This is a genomic window from Psychrobacillus sp. OK032 (assembly GCF_900111345.1).
In the GTDB taxonomy this organism is placed as follows: domain Bacteria; phylum Bacillota; class Bacilli; order Bacillales_A; family Planococcaceae; genus Psychrobacillus.
In genome coordinates, this window is sequence record NZ_FOGY01000020.1 from 1 (window position 1) to 16,046 (window position 16,046).

General features: G+C 34.2%; 20 protein-coding genes and 3 pseudogenes. 8 read left to right on the forward strand and 15 right to left on the reverse strand.

All coding sequences use genetic code 11. The annotated features are described in order from the left end of the window. Nucleotides 1-192: 192 nt before the first annotated feature. From BMZ04_RS21095 to BMZ04_RS21105, 3 genes are all read right to left on the reverse strand, one after another. Nucleotides 193-663 (reverse strand): hypothetical protein, encoded by a 471-nt coding sequence (locus tag BMZ04_RS21095; RefSeq protein ID WP_093277429.1) that lies wholly within the window; start codon nucleotides 661-663, stop codon nucleotides 193-195. Nucleotides 664-864: 201 nt separating this feature from the next. Continuing rightward, nucleotides 865-1,641, reverse strand: a complete 777-nt coding sequence (locus BMZ04_RS21100) for an AraC family transcriptional regulator (RefSeq protein ID WP_093277431.1) — start codon at nucleotides 1,639-1,641, stop codon at nucleotides 865-867. Between the two features lie 25 nt (nucleotides 1,642-1,666). Next, nucleotides 1,667-2,245 carry a LysE family translocator gene (locus BMZ04_RS21105; RefSeq protein ID WP_093277433.1) on the reverse strand — a complete coding sequence of 193 codons (579 nt, stop codon included), beginning with the start codon at nucleotides 2,243-2,245 and terminating at the stop codon, nucleotides 1,667-1,669. Nucleotides 2,246-2,600: 355 nt separating this feature from the next. Here BMZ04_RS21105 and BMZ04_RS21110 point away from each other — a divergent pair, with 355 nt between their 5' ends. Continuing rightward, complete coding sequence (locus tag BMZ04_RS21110; RefSeq protein WP_093277435.1) at nucleotides 2,601-3,020, forward strand: hypothetical protein; 420 nt, start codon at nucleotides 2,601-2,603, stop codon at nucleotides 3,018-3,020. Between the two features lie 218 nt (nucleotides 3,021-3,238). Here the strand turns inward: BMZ04_RS21110 and BMZ04_RS21115 are convergent. From BMZ04_RS21115 to BMZ04_RS22570, 3 genes and pseudogenes are all read right to left on the reverse strand, one after another. Continuing rightward, nucleotides 3,239-3,574: pseudogene (locus BMZ04_RS21115) on the reverse strand (GNAT family N-acetyltransferase); the annotation flags it as partial. A gap of 353 nt (nucleotides 3,575-3,927) precedes the next feature. Further along, entirely contained in the window at nucleotides 3,928-5,343 is a 1,416-nt protein-coding gene (locus BMZ04_RS21120; RefSeq protein ID WP_093277437.1) for a YfcC family protein, read from the reverse strand. Nucleotides 5,344-5,688: 345 nt separating this feature from the next. Beyond that, on the reverse strand, nucleotides 5,689-5,832 hold the full coding sequence (locus BMZ04_RS22570; RefSeq protein ID WP_177184537.1) for a hypothetical protein: 144 nt from the start codon (nucleotides 5,830-5,832) through the stop codon (nucleotides 5,689-5,691). A 159-nt stretch (nucleotides 5,833-5,991) separates the two neighbouring features. Between BMZ04_RS22570 and BMZ04_RS21125 the strand changes: the two genes are divergently transcribed. The 3 genes from BMZ04_RS21125 (at nucleotide 5,992) to BMZ04_RS21135 (ending at nucleotide 7,488) form a co-directional block, all read left to right on the forward strand. Then, on the forward strand, nucleotides 5,992-6,114 hold the full coding sequence (locus BMZ04_RS21125; protein WP_143128337.1) for an HXXEE domain-containing protein: 123 nt from the start codon (nucleotides 5,992-5,994) through the stop codon (nucleotides 6,112-6,114). Between the two features lie 206 nt (nucleotides 6,115-6,320). Continuing rightward, nucleotides 6,321-6,617: a hypothetical protein gene (locus tag BMZ04_RS21130; protein ID WP_093277439.1), complete on the forward strand. Its 297-nt coding sequence runs from the start codon at nucleotides 6,321-6,323 to the stop codon at nucleotides 6,615-6,617. A 130-nt stretch (nucleotides 6,618-6,747) separates the two neighbouring features. Beyond that, nucleotides 6,748-7,488, forward strand: coding sequence for an SDR family NAD(P)-dependent oxidoreductase (locus tag BMZ04_RS21135; RefSeq protein WP_093277442.1), 741 nt, complete (start codon nucleotides 6,748-6,750; stop codon nucleotides 7,486-7,488). 40 nt (nucleotides 7,489-7,528) lie between these two features. On the opposite strand, the gene BMZ04_RS22125 is transcribed toward BMZ04_RS21135, so the two are convergent. The 4 genes from BMZ04_RS22125 to BMZ04_RS21150 form a co-directional block, all read right to left on the reverse strand. Then, nucleotides 7,529-7,708 carry a hypothetical protein gene (locus BMZ04_RS22125; RefSeq protein ID WP_143128338.1) on the reverse strand — a complete coding sequence of 60 codons (180 nt, stop codon included), beginning with the start codon at nucleotides 7,706-7,708 and terminating at the stop codon, nucleotides 7,529-7,531. Nucleotides 7,709-8,051: 343 nt separating this feature from the next. After that, on the reverse strand, nucleotides 8,052-8,435 hold the full coding sequence (locus BMZ04_RS21140) for a VOC family protein (RefSeq protein WP_093277466.1): 384 nt from the start codon (nucleotides 8,433-8,435) through the stop codon (nucleotides 8,052-8,054). Between the two features lie 197 nt (nucleotides 8,436-8,632). Further along, complete coding sequence (locus tag BMZ04_RS21145; protein ID WP_177184538.1) at nucleotides 8,633-8,929, reverse strand: ArsR/SmtB family transcription factor; 297 nt, start codon at nucleotides 8,927-8,929, stop codon at nucleotides 8,633-8,635. A 279-nt stretch (nucleotides 8,930-9,208) separates the two neighbouring features. Further along, nucleotides 9,209-9,880 carry an SOS response-associated peptidase gene (locus BMZ04_RS21150; RefSeq protein ID WP_093277447.1) on the reverse strand — a complete coding sequence of 224 codons (672 nt, stop codon included), beginning with the start codon at nucleotides 9,878-9,880 and terminating at the stop codon, nucleotides 9,209-9,211. Nucleotides 9,881-10,203: 323 nt separating this feature from the next. Here BMZ04_RS21150 and BMZ04_RS21155 point away from each other — a divergent pair, with 323 nt between their 5' ends. From BMZ04_RS21155 to BMZ04_RS21165, 3 genes and pseudogenes are all read left to right on the forward strand, one after another. Continuing rightward, a complete protein-coding gene (locus BMZ04_RS21155; protein WP_093277450.1) occupies nucleotides 10,204-10,878 on the forward strand; it encodes a GntR family transcriptional regulator in 675 nt (224 codons plus the stop codon). A gap of 110 nt (nucleotides 10,879-10,988) precedes the next feature. After that, on the forward strand, nucleotides 10,989-11,396 hold the full coding sequence (locus tag BMZ04_RS21160; protein WP_093277454.1) for a CidA/LrgA family holin-like protein: 408 nt from the start codon (nucleotides 10,989-10,991) through the stop codon (nucleotides 11,394-11,396). Further along, nucleotides 11,366-12,057 (forward strand): annotated as a pseudogene (locus tag BMZ04_RS21165) (LrgB family protein). Before BMZ04_RS21160 ends, BMZ04_RS21165 begins: the two are co-directional and overlap by 31 nt. A 345-nt stretch (nucleotides 12,058-12,402) precedes the next feature. Here the strand turns inward: BMZ04_RS21165 and BMZ04_RS21170 are convergent. From BMZ04_RS21170 to BMZ04_RS21190, 5 genes are all read right to left on the reverse strand, one after another. Beyond that, nucleotides 12,403-13,047: a hypothetical protein gene (locus tag BMZ04_RS21170; RefSeq protein ID WP_093277456.1), complete on the reverse strand. Its 645-nt coding sequence runs from the start codon at nucleotides 13,045-13,047 to the stop codon at nucleotides 12,403-12,405. Nucleotides 13,048-13,236: 189 nt separating this feature from the next. After that, nucleotides 13,237-13,785, reverse strand: a complete 549-nt coding sequence (locus BMZ04_RS21175; RefSeq protein WP_093277459.1) for a GNAT family N-acetyltransferase — start codon at nucleotides 13,783-13,785, stop codon at nucleotides 13,237-13,239. A 253-nt stretch (nucleotides 13,786-14,038) separates the two neighbouring features. Continuing rightward, complete coding sequence (locus BMZ04_RS23235; RefSeq protein ID WP_369802705.1) at nucleotides 14,039-14,299, reverse strand: DUF2798 domain-containing protein; 261 nt, start codon at nucleotides 14,297-14,299, stop codon at nucleotides 14,039-14,041. A 434-nt stretch (nucleotides 14,300-14,733) separates the two neighbouring features. After that, complete coding sequence (locus tag BMZ04_RS21185; protein WP_255368064.1) at nucleotides 14,734-15,276, reverse strand: RNA polymerase subunit sigma; 543 nt, start codon at nucleotides 15,274-15,276, stop codon at nucleotides 14,734-14,736. 74 nt (nucleotides 15,277-15,350) lie between these two features. Next, the gene (locus BMZ04_RS21190; RefSeq protein WP_177184539.1) at nucleotides 15,351-15,518 is read right to left on the reverse strand and encodes a hypothetical protein; all 168 of its coding nucleotides are present in this window, start codon (nucleotides 15,516-15,518) and stop codon (nucleotides 15,351-15,353) included. Nucleotides 15,519-15,977: 459 nt separating this feature from the next. Between BMZ04_RS21190 and BMZ04_RS23010 the strand changes: the two are divergent. Beyond that, nucleotides 15,978-16,046 (forward strand): annotated as a pseudogene (locus BMZ04_RS23010) (spore coat protein); the annotation flags it as partial.

Genomic DNA, 16,046 nt, shown 5'->3' on the forward strand with positions numbered 1-16,046 from the left:
AGGATTTCGGAAGAAATCCCTTGTTTTTTCACACCTTAGTGCTTATAACAAAACTTGTCGCGCTGCCCCGTTAGTTTAAGTGTAACATTTCACAATGGATCACTGAAAATTTACTTGTTATTTTGGACGTAAAAATAGACCATCCAAAAATGATGGTCTTGTTTAACTAAAGCACCCGTTAGTTGAATAACATCAAGCAAGATATTTTGTATAATCAATGAAGCGAATGAGAAATTCCTTTAGATTACTATGTACTTCTTTTAAATCCCCATATATATTTTCCTCAGCTAAATAAAACCCATCTGATAAAAAATGTATCTCCATCTTAATCCCTTCATAACTATCTGGTAAATATTCGATTAACTTGTCCAGTTTTTCAATCACGTTAGCTATATCTTCTGGAGTATTTAGATATTGATTTAGTAATCCAAGTATTACCTTAGAAGACAGGTCGTTATCATCAAAATCTCCCCTGATTTCCATTAATCTTAAAGTAATATCCTCTAACTTTTCCTTAGCTGATAATGACAATTCAATTATTTCATAAGGTGGTGTATCGCATTGTTCAATTACACTGTCAGCCCATTTTATAACATCTTGGATGTTTAGAAGTCCTATTAAAACACCTATTCTATATACCTCTGCACTTAATTTTATATCCATCAGTAAACCCCTTTTAAGTTTATTTTCCTATTATATTCCACTATTTTCGGGTAATCCCTTCTTCAACTAACCTGCCGCGTTAGTTTAAGTGAAACTGTTCACAATCATTCAAAACATATGGAATATTACTTAATAAACTAAGGATTTTATGAAATTTCAATAATAAGGGGCTAAGTATAATTTAATTTTAATAATACATTTTCAATTTAAATTCGACATATATTCAAATGCGGTTGTTCCATAAACACTTTTAAAGTGTTTATTTAGATGGGTTAAATCAACAAAACCACACTCTGCTACTGCTAAATAAACATCTCGATTTTTTTCGATTAACTGTTTTGCACATTCAATCTTGCTGTTAAGAAAGTATTGATATGGTGTTATCCCAGTTTGAGCCTTGAACAATCTGATAAACTGAAATTTTGATATATTAAGCTCTTTACATATCTCGTCAAGTTTAAGTACACTTTCTAAGTCGGAATGTAGCATATCCTTTGCTTTTCTTATTAGAGCATTATCTTTTTTATTGTTTGTAGAAATATTCGTTTGAATAAGGATATCTGTGAGGGATAAAAGTAATTCACTACACAAAGCTTCATCTTTTTCGCTAAATATTGCATTAGAAAGGCGTAATATTCTTTGTTTAATTCCATGATCATATATAATAGGGGTTGAAAAACGTACGATATCCTTTTTCTCAGTAGCTTCTAATAATAATTGCGGATCAATATATAGCATCACATAATCAAGGCCTTCCTCATTATGTGCCATTCCGTCGTGTGGCTGTTCTGGATTAAAAAGCATCACACCATTTTGATGTGATAATTGTAAACTACCATCCAAGTGATAGTGTTGAATTCCACGCAATGTTACCCCTATTGCATATTCTTGATGAGCATGCTTTTTATACTTAAAATCTGTAATACTTGCTGATAGAGCAGTAATCCCTGCAGATTTTTTATAGATAAATTTGTCCATTTAATTCACCTCTTTAATCGCTACCCTACATCCAGATCATGATTGTGGCATAAACTAAACATAATGCCATAATTACATTAACAACTTTTTTATGCTTTTGTAAAAAATGTTTGAAGATTGCACCGAATAGAACCCACGTAATAAAAGCTAAAAACCCGATAATTGTTATCACTATAACACTTATTGTCACGGCTGGCATGTCGATATAGTAGGGCAAAACAAAGCTTGGAATGACCGTCAATGTAAATATTACAACCTTTGGATTTAAGAACTGCATAAGAAAACCTGACAAAAATGTACCAGTTTTGTTGTCAGTTGGTGTTTCTGATGTATCCATTTTATAGATTTGATAGGCGAGATATACCATATAAATCGTTCCTATCATCTGCATAGCAATTAAAATTTTAGGTATGACAGTTATAAGCACCGTATTCAACAAAGCAGAGATGGCAAGCAATAAACCAAAAGCAATCGTTGCTCCATACGTGTATTCCATTGCTTTTTTTACACCATAATTATGTACTGTGGATAAGATGACGATATTGGTCGGTCCCGGGGTAAATGTAACAATAAAACAGTATATTATAAAAGATGTAATATCCAAGATGAAAAACTCCTTTTTAGGTATTATCATCTAATTATTACACCTTAAATTATATTACTTATAGTATATTATTGCGGGGATTTATCATAACAAGCATCTTGTTCACTCCTTTAAAGCTCTTTACTTTTTGTACGATAACAATTGAAATACATAAATGGCCTTGAATCTCATCCTCTAGACCGATTCAAAGATAGGCATGAGGTCCGTGTTTTTATAAAGTTCAGAATTATATAATAAATATATAAAAATGTGAGTGGAGGGAGATTATGTTACATATATCAAAAATGTATATATACACTTCGCTTATTTTTTTCATATCACGGTATAATTTCAAGGGGGTGATCTTACGAAAAAGATAATTGGATTTAGTTTTATTCTATGTGCTGGTATCATTTTATCCGGATGTTCAGGGATAATAGAAAATTCTTTAGATTCAAGTGATAGAGCTAATTATGAAGTTGCTTTTAAACAAGAAACCGGAAACGGAAGTATTGAATTATTAACACCAACGATTACAACAAAAGATAATCAATTAGATATTATGACTGAGGGAATTGATGAAAATAAAGTGACCTTTATTTTTGTTGCCAATAAAAAAGTATTTGAACAAAAAATAAAAAATGGGGAATCCTACGAACTTAACATTAAGGGGATCAAAGATGCTCATAGGACGGACTACAAGCCAAAAGTTCAACTTTGGCAAACTAAAGATGATACTGAAAATGGGGATATAGTAATCTTTAAACAAGTTAGATATACAGTTGAAAAAGATTAGTTTTATAGTTATTTAATTTCAATTAAATAAACAAAAATAAACCCACATACTATATTATTGAACTAACCTGCCGCTTTAGTTCAATAAGAAAAATGCTTTACTCCTTCTTGCAGTAAAGCACCCGTTAACACAATAAGAAAGAACCAAAGAATGGTCCTTTCATTTAGAAATATTCTATCGACCTATCACTCGGTGACATTTTTTATAACTGCCATTTCCTAACCGAACCTATCACCATTATCAATAAATCCCAAACTCGAGTATAAATTATGTGCTCCAAAGTTTTTAGGGTGATAGCCTACAACATTTTTTTTGGCATTCGGTAATTTAGCCATTTCTGAAATCATTAATTTAGTTGCAGCTTTACCTATACCCTTGCCTTGGTATTCCTTATCCACCATTATTCTATAAACCCAATAACCATCAAGTTCTTCTTGAACAGAATTGTACATCAAAAAGCCAACTATTTTATCTTCAACATAAATAGCATATGGCTTTAATGTAGGATCAAACTTTGACTGAGCAATTGATATAGCATTGGGCTCCATGTATTCCACAATAAAAAACCCTCCTCCACGAATGGAAAAAGGTTTTGATTTGATAAATTAACGTTTTGACGCTTACTTTAAAAGAAAAGGTATAAGACTGAAGAAGAAATTAAATTCCTTTATCTTTGTAAAGAATAACTGTAACGAACTAAATCTAAATCCACTATTTTATGCAAAATTCTATTTTCCTTTAGTAATATGAACAGGAATACTTAAAGAGCGTGATAATAGAAGCTGGTACAAAACAATCTTAATAAAGAAGAAACTTGAACAATTATCTTTGCTTATAAACTGTTCAGATTTACATCTCTACTTCAATATTTTGTCCCAGCTTTATTCATGTTCAAATCAAATGCTCTTTAGCCTGTGTATTGAATCAGCTGAGTGATAACTAACGTGACAATTCCAATTCCTGAAAATACAAGGAATAGTGGCATATAGAAACGAATCCATTTTTGCCAGGATACGCCAGCAATAACGAGTGCAGCCATAAAGTAACCAGATGTCGGGAATAGAATATGAGCAAAGCCGTCTCCGAGCTGGAACGCAAGCACAGCTGTCTGTCTGGTTACGCCGATAATGTCTGCAAGCGGCCCCATAATCGGCATCGTTACTAAGGCCTGTCCACTTCCGGACGGGATAATAAAGTTAATGGTCAGCTGTACCAGATACATTCCTACTGCACCGAGGACAGATGGCATCTCGCCGACCAGTGAGCCCAGGCTGTATACGATCGTATCCATAATTTGACCGTCTTCAAGTACAACAGCGACAGACCGGGCAAGACCAATAATAATTGCTCCCATGAGCACATCACGGAATCCTTCCGTAAAGGCGTTAGAAATCTGGGTTGCGTTCAGTCCGGCAATTAGGCCGACAACAATCCCCATAAAGATAAACAGACCTGCCATCTCTACCATGAACCAGCCGAGTTGAAGCACACCATATACTAACATTCCAAGGAAGAGGAGAGCAACAACCGAAGCATATTTTTGTCTTGTGTTCATGCTTTTCGCTTCAATTTTTTCTTTCTGCTTATAAAGTTCTCTTTTTTCTTGGTCATCTTCATAAACATAGCTGTTTAAAGGATTCTGCTGTACCTTTTTTGCATAGCGCATGATGAAATAGATTCCGACCGATATACAGATAATAAAAAGAATTAGACGCAATTCCAATCCTGAAAAAACTGGAATACCCACAATTTTTTGCGATAATCCGACGTTGATCGGGTTTAAAACTCCGGCAGTAAACCCGACAACCGTACCGACTAGAGCAATCGAAGCAGCCACAATAGAATCGTACCCTAACGCAATGATTAATGGCATAATAACAGGGATATAAACTAGCGAAAGTTCAGGGGTTCCGATTAAAGTTGCTCCAATCGCAAATACTGTTGTTAAAATCGGGATCAGCAAAATACTTTTTTTTGCAAAACGGTTGGCCAGCCTGTCAACAACCACTTCAATTATTCCGGTTGTCTTCAGCACCATAAACATACCGCCGATAATAAACGTGAAAAATACAATTTCCCCGGCATCAATCAGCCCCCGCGGAATAACAGTAAGGAAATCGGCTATACCAATTGGTGCAGATTCCACATGTGAAAATGAGTTCGGATCAATTGCTGTTCTTCCGTCAGGACCTGGCACACGCTCAAACTGACCTGCAGGAATAAAGTAAGTCGAAACGGCCGCCAGAGCACTGAATATAAATAGGATGACATAAATATGTGGCAGTTGAAACTTCTTCTTTTTAATATTTTTTTCCTTTTCCATTTGAAACCTCCATTAAGTTAATTTATACAGACGAATGGATCGATTGTTTATTATCAACTTTTTTAAAACATTAGCCTGCATTATTCACCCTTCCAGATGTTAACAATGTTATTATACAAGCTTATTACGTTTGAGTCGTTAGACCTTATAGCCAATAAAGTTTGGCTTTATTGTTAATGACATACAACGGAAAATTCCGATTTGTCAATACTGCACAACCATCTGTACATTAATACCATTCAATTATGTCAATTCAGTTTATTAAAAATAATTTAGAATATAAAAAAAACGACCCCTTCAGATTATATTAATCTGAAAGTGTCAGCGTCTCACACTAAATAGTCATTACTTACTTGAAAAATCCGCTGTTTTCCCTTCATACACATCGAGTGCTACTTGAAGTGCTTCACATGCATTGCCTCTTTCCACCATAGATCCAAACAATGGATTTCTAATATCTACTTTATTTTTTCGAAAAAAATAAATCATCGAATTGATGGTCTTCTTTAACTATTGCACCAGTTAGATCAAGTAGGAGCTTTATCAATTGCACTTTTACTATATAACCACATAATTAAAAATTGTTATAATAATTATAAATTCTCATATTTTAAACTGTGTCTAAAAATAAATGAAAGAGGTAGAAGTATGGATGTATGGATAAAAATTCAAACACTTATTTGGTTGTTTCCTATTTTATTTATTTTTCATGACTTCGAAGAAATTATTATGTTAGAAAATTGGATAAATAATAATAGGCAAAAAGATTGAGATTTCTAGAATGAGCCGGGATGCGGCTGCTAACGTTGTGGTTGCCGGTCATAGGACTTCTAATGGTACGGGATTGAACCACCGTCCGTTTCCGTATCGTTGATTAAGACCGACGAATCCAGGGATTTGGGCGAAATGCAACGCTACTCAGATCAACAGGACGACCTTATCCGTAACGTTCAAAACGTCATAATGTAGTAATTTCGATGAAAGAAATGATGGCTGGATTTCAACAGCAGCTGGCAACGGTAACCAAAGAGAATCATGCCTTAAAAGAAGCAAGCAGAAGCCAGTACACCACTGATTTCTTGACTGTACATAGGCTTAAAATCAAACTTAGGGAAGAAGCAGAGGCATTGTGGCAACTGGAGCCAGAAGAAAAACGGCTTATAAAACGATGGTTCCGTAAATCAGAAGAAAATCACATGGAGAAAGACCGATTTATCCACCATTTTGTTGATTCAAACCTTGAAAAATCCTTAAAAATCAAAGAAAATGACTAAGATGTGGATTACCTTCCTTCGTCATAGATTATCTAAATGCTTTAAAACAAAAATATTTCTGAATTGACTGAAAATTGAACCGGTAGTATGATAAAGAAGGTGTTAATAAACAATCCAAGGAGGAATACACATGGTAAATGTAAAAGACAAAGTTGTAATTATTACTGGTGCAGGCTCGGGAATAGGAAAAGTTGTTGCAAAGCAATTTGCGGAAAAAAACGCAAAAGTGGTTTGTGCAGATATTAAAGGTTCAGAAGAAACTGCAAAGGAAATTAGTGATGCAGGTGGTACAGCTTTAGCGATGCACCTTGACGTCTCTAAACTTGATGACTGGTATACGGTTAAAGATAGGACAATTAAAGAATTTGGTGAGATAAACGTATTGTGTAATATTGCTGGTATATCAGAAGCTGTTGATATCGTTGATTTAGTAGAAGAAGATTTTGATAGAATGATTAATATCAACTTAAAAGGAACATTTTTTGGAATGAAAGTTGTATTGCCAGAATATCTTAAAAGTGGTTCGGGTAAAATAGTGAATATAGCTTCCTTGGCTGCACATGTTGGTTTAACTGGACTACCTAGTTACTCTGCTTCAAAAGGTGGTGTGATTGCGATGTCCCGTCAAGTTGCTGTAGAATATGCACCAAAAAACATTCAAATTAACGTAGTTTCACCAGGCATTATTGAAACGCCCATTTTGGCAAATAATCCTCCAGAAGTCACGAAAGCATTTACCGATGCAACACCAGCTGGAAGACTTGGAAAACCTGCTGAATTAGCAAGTATGGTAGTCTACTTATCATCTGAGGAATCAAACTTCGTCACAGGACAAGTGATTAAAGTTGATGGTGGTTGGGGATCGAAATAAGTTTCTAACTACTGAATTTTCCTTTTAGCATCTAAATATTTTACAGACCAAAAAAAAATGGTATTATTCCTTTTATACAGTGAAGGAGTAATATCATTTTATATTTATTCCAACTGATCATCACTGTTTTTTGTACGGCCATTTCTTTTGCTTCACCATGGAACATCGCATCACGGAAGTCCGTATATTCTCCCTCGCTGTTCTCACGGATAATAGTCACGCATTGAAAGTGGTCAAGTTTTCATCAATAGTTATGGAACTGCCGACGGTGTTCAGATGCCGTTTGGAGGTGTGGTAAATTCTTTGGCAAGTACTGGTAAATAACCTGACAAGAGTGGTAAAATTCAGTGCCCGTAATCATCATGTGCACTTTAGCACATTAGCGAGTGCTTGCCGATTGCCTAGATTTTCGAGATATACGCAATTTGGAAGAGCTGGTATTCCAAAGACCAGGTGGCGAGGGGGTTTGTTTTATTTGCTCATTGGTTAGGGAAAAGACTTATATAAAATATATTACTACGATAAACCCCGTCCTAAAAGTTAGGACAGGGCTATACATAAAGTTATTGCTGTATTAGCTGAATAAGGTTTCCACATGTATCATCGAAGACTGCGATTGTGATCTCGCCCATTTTTGTCGGCTCCATAGTAAACTTCACGCCGTGTTTCAATAACCTATCGTACTCCTTGCGAACATCCTCGACACCAAACATTGTTACAGGTATGCCTTCTTCAAATAGCTTCTTTTGATACTCTTTGGCTATTGGATGATTATTTGGTTCGAGTAATAGCTCAGTACCTTCTTGTTCCTCAGGTGAAACGAGCGTAATCCACCTAAATTCGCCGGTAGGAACGTCGTGCTTTTTGACAAAGCCCAGTGTTTCTGAATAAAACTCTAATGCCTTGTCTTGATCTTGTACGAATATACTTGTAACAATAATTTTCATCATATTGTATTTATCTCCTTTGATATATGCGATTTCTGTTGCTTTGTTAACAATCTGGCTGTAAGCAAAGCACCACATGTTCGCCCGAAATACTGTTCCTATAATGCCATTTTTAATGAACTATTCAAAACACACTCAGTGACTTCATTCCTTCCCTTACTTACGGCTCAGGATATTTTGTTTCTTTTTTCACAAAATTACTCTATCCAGCCTTTCAGCAAGTTTTTAAGTGGTTCGTTGTCGAACATTAGTACTCGATATTTTCCCTTTCGTTTTGATTTTACAAGCTTTGCATCTTCCAATACAGAAAGATGTTTAGCTATCCCTTGTCGCGAAATAGTAAGATTGTGCTTCATAATGAGACGAGCCGATAATTCATACAACGTCATCTCGTTGCGTTCGGATAGTTCGTCTAATATCAGTCGGCGAGTAGAGTCGCTAAGTGCTTTGAATATAGTGTCTTTGTCCCACATACATCTATTATAAGCAACCATACAGTTGCTTGTCAAAAATGAGCAACTGAGTGGTTGCTTATCAATGGAACTGTATATATGTAATCTTTCTCTCCAGCTCCTACTACCTAAGTTCACTTCACCAGCTAGAAAGAAGTAAACTTAGGAAGTTAAATAACACTATAAGTAATTCATATCAAAACCACTTTTTACGTAAGCACCAATGCCTAATTGCCAAAATATGTTCAATCAAATTTACACTTACCAAATTTGACGTATCTCTATTTGATCAACTTTCTTCTCTATAAATATATATTTGTGTTATAACGAATTTATCAATCCAATATGGTTGTTCTTCGGTGAATTGACTTCGCTAGAAACAGGATAGGCATCGATTAATGCAGCATCATAAGGAATCAAAAAACTTTTTAATTTCTCTTTCTCTTGCAAGAAAGGATCTAACCATTCCTTTTCATTTTCTCTTGTTAATATGACAGGCATGCGATCATGAATATCTTTTACTAATGAATTAGCTTCCGTCGTAATAATAGTACAGGAATGAATAGTTTGGCCATTTGCGTTTTTCCAAGCTTCCCAGAGGCCTGCAACTCCAAAAACTTCGTCTGATTTCATCTTAATTCGCATTGGTACTTTTACATTCCCTTTTACTTTCCACTCATAAAAAGAGTCCATAGGAATGATACATCGCTTTTTCAAAAAAGCATGACGAAAGCTAGGTTTTTCATCTACTGTTTCAGAACGCGCATTAATCATCTTATACCCTATTTTCTCGTCCTTTGCCCAACTAGGTATTAACCCCCAACGAAGAGTTCCTAGTCGATTACTACTCCCATCATTAATGATAGAAATAACGGAATGAGTAGGAGCTACATTAAAGTTAGGAGAGTAGTTTTCTTCATCAAAAGCAACACCTACATTAAATCGCTCTAATATCTGTTCATAATCTGCAAATAACGTGTAACGACCACACATATCAACCCCACCTTTTCTTATCTTTAATTTACCTTATCGTATTACATAGTATTAATTAAATTCATTACTCCATTCATCTTCTAAAATTACAGTATTTTCAGCGATATATTCCATAATAACCGAACCATGTTGTAATTTATCTTCGCTTTTTAAAAGTACCCCACCCCAGAGATCTTCTCACCTTTATCAAAGGTTGCAAAAGGATGAAACAAATGATATACTTTTGCAACTGGCATCTGGTATTCCAGATGCCACATTTATTTCTTTCCTCTTTTCTTAGATTATTAACACTAATGATAATCACTTAAGATCTAACTACTACTATGAAAAAGGATGATATACTGATGAGTTTCTCAAAGGCGGAACAACCCGAATCATTTAAAGATCATGCATATAAAGAAATTAAAAAAGGAATCATTCAACATAAAGTCGAACCTGGTTCCATGTTATATGAACGTTCACTTAGTGAAAGCCTTGGAATTAGCCGTACCCCTTTAAAATTAGCTTTGCAACAGCTAGAACTAGAAGGGTGGATTCAATCTGTACCAAGAAAAGGAATTTTGGTCAAAACCATTAATAGTCGCGATGTTGATGAAGTTTTCCAGTTGCGAAAGGCTAACGAAATATTGGTCATTGAACTACTGATTCCTCTTCTCGATAATGAAACTATCTATAAGATTGAGCAGATGGATAAACAACTATCCGACTTTAAGGAAGATCCTATAAAGTTTGTATATTATGATACTTCCTTTCACTTGTTTCTAGCGGAGTTAAGTCAAAATAATCGACTATATCAATTAATTCAAAACCTCATTGACCATTTTAATTGGTATGGATTCGCTGCATTAAAGACAGGATTAAGCTTAGATAAGGCTTATTACGAACATAGATTAATTATTGAGGGGCTAAAAGCAAGGGATTTACGCCAAACAAGGGACGCTGTTTTGAGCCACCTTGATAACACATATAGCACCATAATAGCAAATCTTAAGGATTAAAAGGAAAAGACGAAAAGGTGTGAATCATTAGCATAAATTTGATGATGTTCATTTTTAATTTATTTTAAAAGAAAGAAGGGAAGTTGCTCCCAAAAGAGGAACAACACAGCATGAAAAAAATACTTAATATCCTTTTACAAATTTGCATTTTGTTTATTTTTTCCTATATCGGAACCGTTATTCAAAATCTATTTCATCTAATCATTCCGGGCAGTATAATAGCCCTCCTGTTACTTTTCATTTGTTTATGCTTAAAAATAGTTCCAGTAAAGTATATAGAGAATGGAGCAAGCTTTCTGTTAAGTACTTTAATGTTATTTTTTATTCCTTCAACAGTTGGCATCATGAACTATCCATCCTTGCTTTCTATGCAGGGTGCATTGCTCATTGCAGCTGTTCTAATAAGCACCATCATTACCATTGCAATTGCAGGAACGGCAAGTCAATTTTTCGAGAAAAAAACGCAAGATAGAAAGGATGATAAAGAATGCAGCACATTCTCTTCTCATTCTTCATGATTTTATTAACCGTCCTCGCTTACTTATTGATGACACACTTATATAAACGATATTCTTTCTCTTTATTAATTCCCATTTTAACTACGACTACTCTTATTATCGTTATTCTTTTAGTGTTTCATATTCCTTATAAAAGCTATATGATTGGTGGGCAATGGATTAATTTCCTTTTAGGTCCATCTGTTGCAGCACTTGCTTATCCTTTGTATAAACAACGGCATTTTTTAATAAATAACTTATTCCCCATATTAGGAGGAGTATTAATCGGTGCAATTCTGGAATGGTCACTGTTGGCCTCCTGGCTAAGATACTCGGGATAAATCACACATTAATTCTTTCCATTATCCCTAAATCCCTTACTACTCCTGTTGCGGTAGAAGTAGCAACAGGAGTGGAAGGTAATGCCTCAATAACAATTGTTAGCTGTATGATTGCAGGGATCTTTGGTGCAATAGTAGCTCCTACTATCTTTAAATTTATGCGAGTGCATAGCCCTGTTGGTAGAGGTATAGCTCTTGGTAGCGCCTCACATTCCATGGGAACTTCTAAAGCTGCCGAATACAGTGAACTAACCTTTTCAATGAGCTCTGTTTCGATGACATTGACTGCAATCATTGGTTCCTTTTTAGGATCAACCGTCGTGTGGCTACTTAACATTTGAGGAATCCTCTCAAGATTAAATATAGATTACTAATAAGTGTAAGAACCTAATAGCCCTACTAAAAGAAGTCCAATTTCCTATACGCTCCTTGGAAATTGGACTTTTAATCTGTTGAGAGTGGACTCACCCAATGGCTATATGCAGAAAACCTTTTTAAATAGAATTTACTTGCTTTAAGTCATCACTCCAACACTCAGTCTTCAAGATGAAGTGTCGGTTGAAATGAAAGAAAACACCAGGTGATTTTGCGGAACAACTTTAAACAAGTAAAAATTCTGTAGGCTGCCCCTTTAAAAGCCGATACATAGAAATGACCCTATATAATAGAAGAAACTCTTACGCTTGCTAAAATTCTTTACTCCATTCATCATCTAAAATTACTCCATTTTCAGCGATGTATTCCATAATAACCGATCCATGTTGTAATTTATCTTCGTTTATTAAGAATGATATGAACTCATTAACAATTTCTTCGTCCCCGCTACTCCTTTTTGCAGGGCGAGCAATACGGATCGTAGGTGAAACTTCAATTTCTTTATAACTTTTCGGATTCATAGGGTCAATATCCAATTCTTGTCTAATTTTTTTCGGATTAAAGTAAACGAAGAAATTAGTTGTTTCTCCAAAATTTCCTTTAATATATGGGCGTATTTCAGTTGCTAAATCATACTCCCACTTTTCAGCAATGTATGTGTCAACCATTTGTTTTGTTTCATCATCATAGTAAACTAAAAAATCTGTATTAGTTTTATTATCCCTAACCTTAGCAGCATATTCAAATTCAAAGTTCCCCATATTATCAAACAACGTATCATATATCTCGAAGTTATTATTAAATTTACCTTCTAAATACTGCTCTGTTTGAAACTTTACCTTTTCCTCTTCATCTTTATCCGGCTTCATTTCTAATAAAAAGACAACTACAAGAAGTCCAATTCCTAACAAGATGGCACCTAAAACACCTAGTATAATTTTTAGATATTTATTCAAAACAGCTCATCCCTCATTTAAGTTATTTTTCATAAATACTATGTCGTATTCCTTGGAATCATTTTAATTCCGCTTATTGATCAACGAGTTGATGTTTCAGATAACAAAATAGATCATCGAAAAATGATGGTCCTGTTTAACTAGTGCCTGTTAGTACAATCCTTCTCAATATCTTATTTATTCAGTAGATTAATCCAACAAATTGAAGAATTCACTTTTAATAATACTCATTCTTAGGCGGTCAACATATTCACCATTTCTTAATCGATCTTGTCTTAAAATACCTTCATCAACATAACCCATACGTTTATATGACTTAATTGCTTTTTCATTATCAATTTCAACTCTAAGCCAAATCTTGTTCAGTTCTAATTCGATAAAACCCCAAGTAAGCATTTCTCGCATTGCAGATAATCCATAGCCCTTACCCCAGTAGTTTTTATTGCCAACTGTTATCCCTAACTCAGCGTGTTTATTTAATTTATCAATGTTCTTTAAATCAATCCAACCAATATGTTTTCTTTGTTCTGTTAAAATTGCTTTTTGTTCATAACCATTAGTTTTATTAATACACATTTCAATCCATTTTTGAGTTTCTTTTCGGCTAAATGGTGGGTACTTTTCCGGCATATTAAGATGCTTTGTCACTTCTTTATCCAAACACCACTGATAACGGTCTTCCACGTCATCAATAGTTAATTCCCTCAAATGAACTTTCGGTAAGGTACTTGTTTTCATTTTCTCGCCCCTTCTTTAATATGTACAATTATTTTATAAACTTTGATTGATTTAGCATTACTTATTGTACTAAACTGCTTCTTTAGCGAAAGAGAGCCTCCACACGATATATTGATTAATAATGAAATGGTTATATCCCTCTAATTTGATGGCATAAAAAAGACGATTGATTTTTATTAAACCAATCGACTATACTAGAATTTTTTATGTTTTCGATACACAATCGTCGGTTCTTAGATTAACACTATCTGCCCTAAGCAGCCTGTCTTGCGTGTATTTTTTTCATAGCAAATCTTGCTATTGGCTGGGCAATCAACAGCTCAATCCAAAATGCTACACCAAAATTTCTAAACCAACTGAGAAAGAAGTTCTGAAAGGGCTCTAGGCTTATTTGTTTCATACCAACCCAAGTTCCTATAACTGTTAGAAGAATAGATAAGACTGTAACATTCAGTAAAGTATTCAATAAAATTCTGGCATTAAATCCATCTGTTTGTCCTACGAATTTTGGCATTACCTTACCAACTAACGGCCCCGCAACCAATCTTACTAACAAAACAACGATTATCCACATAATCGGAATAATCTTTACCGTTTCTAAATTATAATAATAGGGGCGATAGTGTTTACTGAAATTACTGAAATGATCAATAAAAATAATATACCTTCTTTTGCATTTTGAGGCAGTCGATCCTCTTTGTACATACTTTTCCCTCCGAAATTAACATTTCAGATGATAGACGTATCATACGACATATATTTTTGGTTCAGTTAAACTAATACCAATATCTCTACATACTGATATGATAATCATAACAACTTTTCAAATAAATAGAATATTCACGAAAAACTTTTCATTAAGTAATACTGCCCCTTTACTCCAATAAAAAAGCATTCTTTCTTCTTAAAGAGACGCACCCATTAGGAGACTCCATAAGCTCTTAACTTTTATTGAATAGGCATAAATGACACTTGCCAAACTCCATCTTCATTTTTTATCATCTGAAAACCATTTGTTCCTTCGTCTAAATCATATTCAATATATCCCTCATAATCACTCGTTTGTACGAATGTTCCTTTATCTATGTTTTTGAATTGCTTAATAATTTGTTCGTCAGAACCTCTGTGAGATTCAGGTATCTCTTCATCTACTTCTTTTGACCATTGAATATATTCTTCTCTGTCTGTATATAAAGCATATTCAACATCATATTTTTTATCAAACCCTGCTTTAACATATAACTTCGCAATACTTATTGGCTCTAATTCACTTAGATGTATTGTATTTAAATCTTTTTGAAAATTGATATAAGCCTCTTCTTCTTTAGCAGTCAGTTCAAAAAGGCTTAATGCAGTACTAGAGCCTTCGACAATTACTTTATCCTCAACAGACTTACCTTCTATAGATTTTTGTTCAGTTTTTTCAGCACTACAAGCGGATAATAGGATTGTTCCAAGAACAACCACTTTATAAAAATATTTATTAATCATTATTAATATTCCCTCCCAATTCATTTAGTTTCTTTCCATAAGAAAATAGAGTTAGCTAAGCACCCCCATGATTTCTAGGCATCGGTCACTAAATAATTAAATAGCCATTGTCCATCTTCTTTAATAAATCCAAAATTAACGGTACTATGTCCCTCAGAAAAATAATTTGCAAAGCCAATTATCAACTTCTCACCTTCCAAATGATAGTAACGATACTCTATGTTTTCTAAAAGATAATCCATATCATTAGTCTTATAACTATATTCAGTGGAATAGATCATACTTTCTGCCACATTAACTTGAACATTAGAAGAAGAAATGGATGTAATATATTCAAAATCTTTAATGAAATGCTAAGTTCATTGTAATCCTTAACGCTCCATTTTCTTCACCATTCTTCTTTTCTATATCCGATATTTGATTTGTTCCATCATAATAAAGTTGTTTAAAAAGGGTGAACCTTAAATTATAAGGGCTTTATAGTCCAATTTTAAACAACTTTATTAATATCTTTTTTGAGGATTATCTTCTTACGATCGAAATAAACAACTTCCATGTATTCAACGTTTGCTTAGTTAGCGGTCATGCTGGAACAACTACTATGAATCTTTATTTTAATTATTCTTCACTCTACCTTCCTTATTGTCCAAGCAATTGTATTCGATACGAATAACTTATATAAGAAAGGAGGTGAATATAAAATGGCATCATTTGAAATTGGCGCTAGATGTCTTTTCAATTTTCGAAACGAACGCTTTTTCCTATTAGTT

Bases quoted from the DNA above. Each gene is read 5' to 3' on its own strand.
- BMZ04_RS21175 (WP_093277459.1), bottom strand. From the start codon at position 13,785: ATGAAAACAAGTACCTTACCGAAAGTTCATTTGAGGGAATTAACTATT.
- BMZ04_RS21130 (WP_093277439.1), top strand. From the start codon at position 6,321: ATGAAAGAAATGATGGCTGGATTTCAACAGCAGCTGGCAACGGTAACC.
- BMZ04_RS21190 (WP_177184539.1), bottom strand. From the start codon at position 15,518: ATGGATTATCTTTTAGAAAACATAGAGTATCGTTACTATCATTTGGAA.
- BMZ04_RS21120 (WP_093277437.1), bottom strand. From the start codon at position 5,343: ATGGAAAAGGAAAAAAATATTAAAAAGAAGAAGTTTCAACTGCCACAT.
- BMZ04_RS21155 (WP_093277450.1), top strand. From the start codon at position 10,204: ATGAAAAAGGATGATATACTGATGAGTTTCTCAAAGGCGGAACAACCC.
- BMZ04_RS21095 (WP_093277429.1), bottom strand. From the start codon at position 663: ATGGATATAAAATTAAGTGCAGAGGTATATAGAATAGGTGTTTTAATA.
- BMZ04_RS21125 (WP_143128337.1), top strand. From the start codon at position 5,992: ATGGATGTATGGATAAAAATTCAAACACTTATTTGGTTGTTTCCTATT.
- BMZ04_RS21160 (WP_093277454.1), top strand. From the start codon at position 10,989: ATGAAAAAAATACTTAATATCCTTTTACAAATTTGCATTTTGTTTATT.
- BMZ04_RS21145 (WP_177184538.1), bottom strand. From the start codon at position 8,929: ATGGTTGCTTATAATAGATGTATGTGGGACAAAGACACTATATTCAAA.
- BMZ04_RS21185 (WP_255368064.1), bottom strand. From the start codon at position 15,276: ATGATTAATAAATATTTTTATAAAGTGGTTGTTCTTGGAACAATCCTA.
- BMZ04_RS21135 (WP_093277442.1), top strand. From the start codon at position 6,748: ATGGTAAATGTAAAAGACAAAGTTGTAATTATTACTGGTGCAGGCTCG.
- BMZ04_RS21100 (WP_093277431.1), bottom strand. From the start codon at position 1,641: ATGGACAAATTTATCTATAAAAAATCTGCAGGGATTACTGCTCTATCA.
- BMZ04_RS21150 (WP_093277447.1), bottom strand. From the start codon at position 9,880: ATGTGTGGTCGTTACACGTTATTTGCAGATTATGAACAGATATTAGAG.
- BMZ04_RS22570 (WP_177184537.1), bottom strand. From the start codon at position 5,832: ATGATTTATTTTTTTCGAAAAAATAAAGTAGATATTAGAAATCCATTG.
- BMZ04_RS23235 (WP_369802705.1), bottom strand. From the start codon at position 14,299: ATGCCAAAATTCGTAGGACAAACAGATGGATTTAATGCCAGAATTTTA.
- BMZ04_RS21140 (WP_093277466.1), bottom strand. From the start codon at position 8,435: ATGAAAATTATTGTTACAAGTATATTCGTACAAGATCAAGACAAGGCA.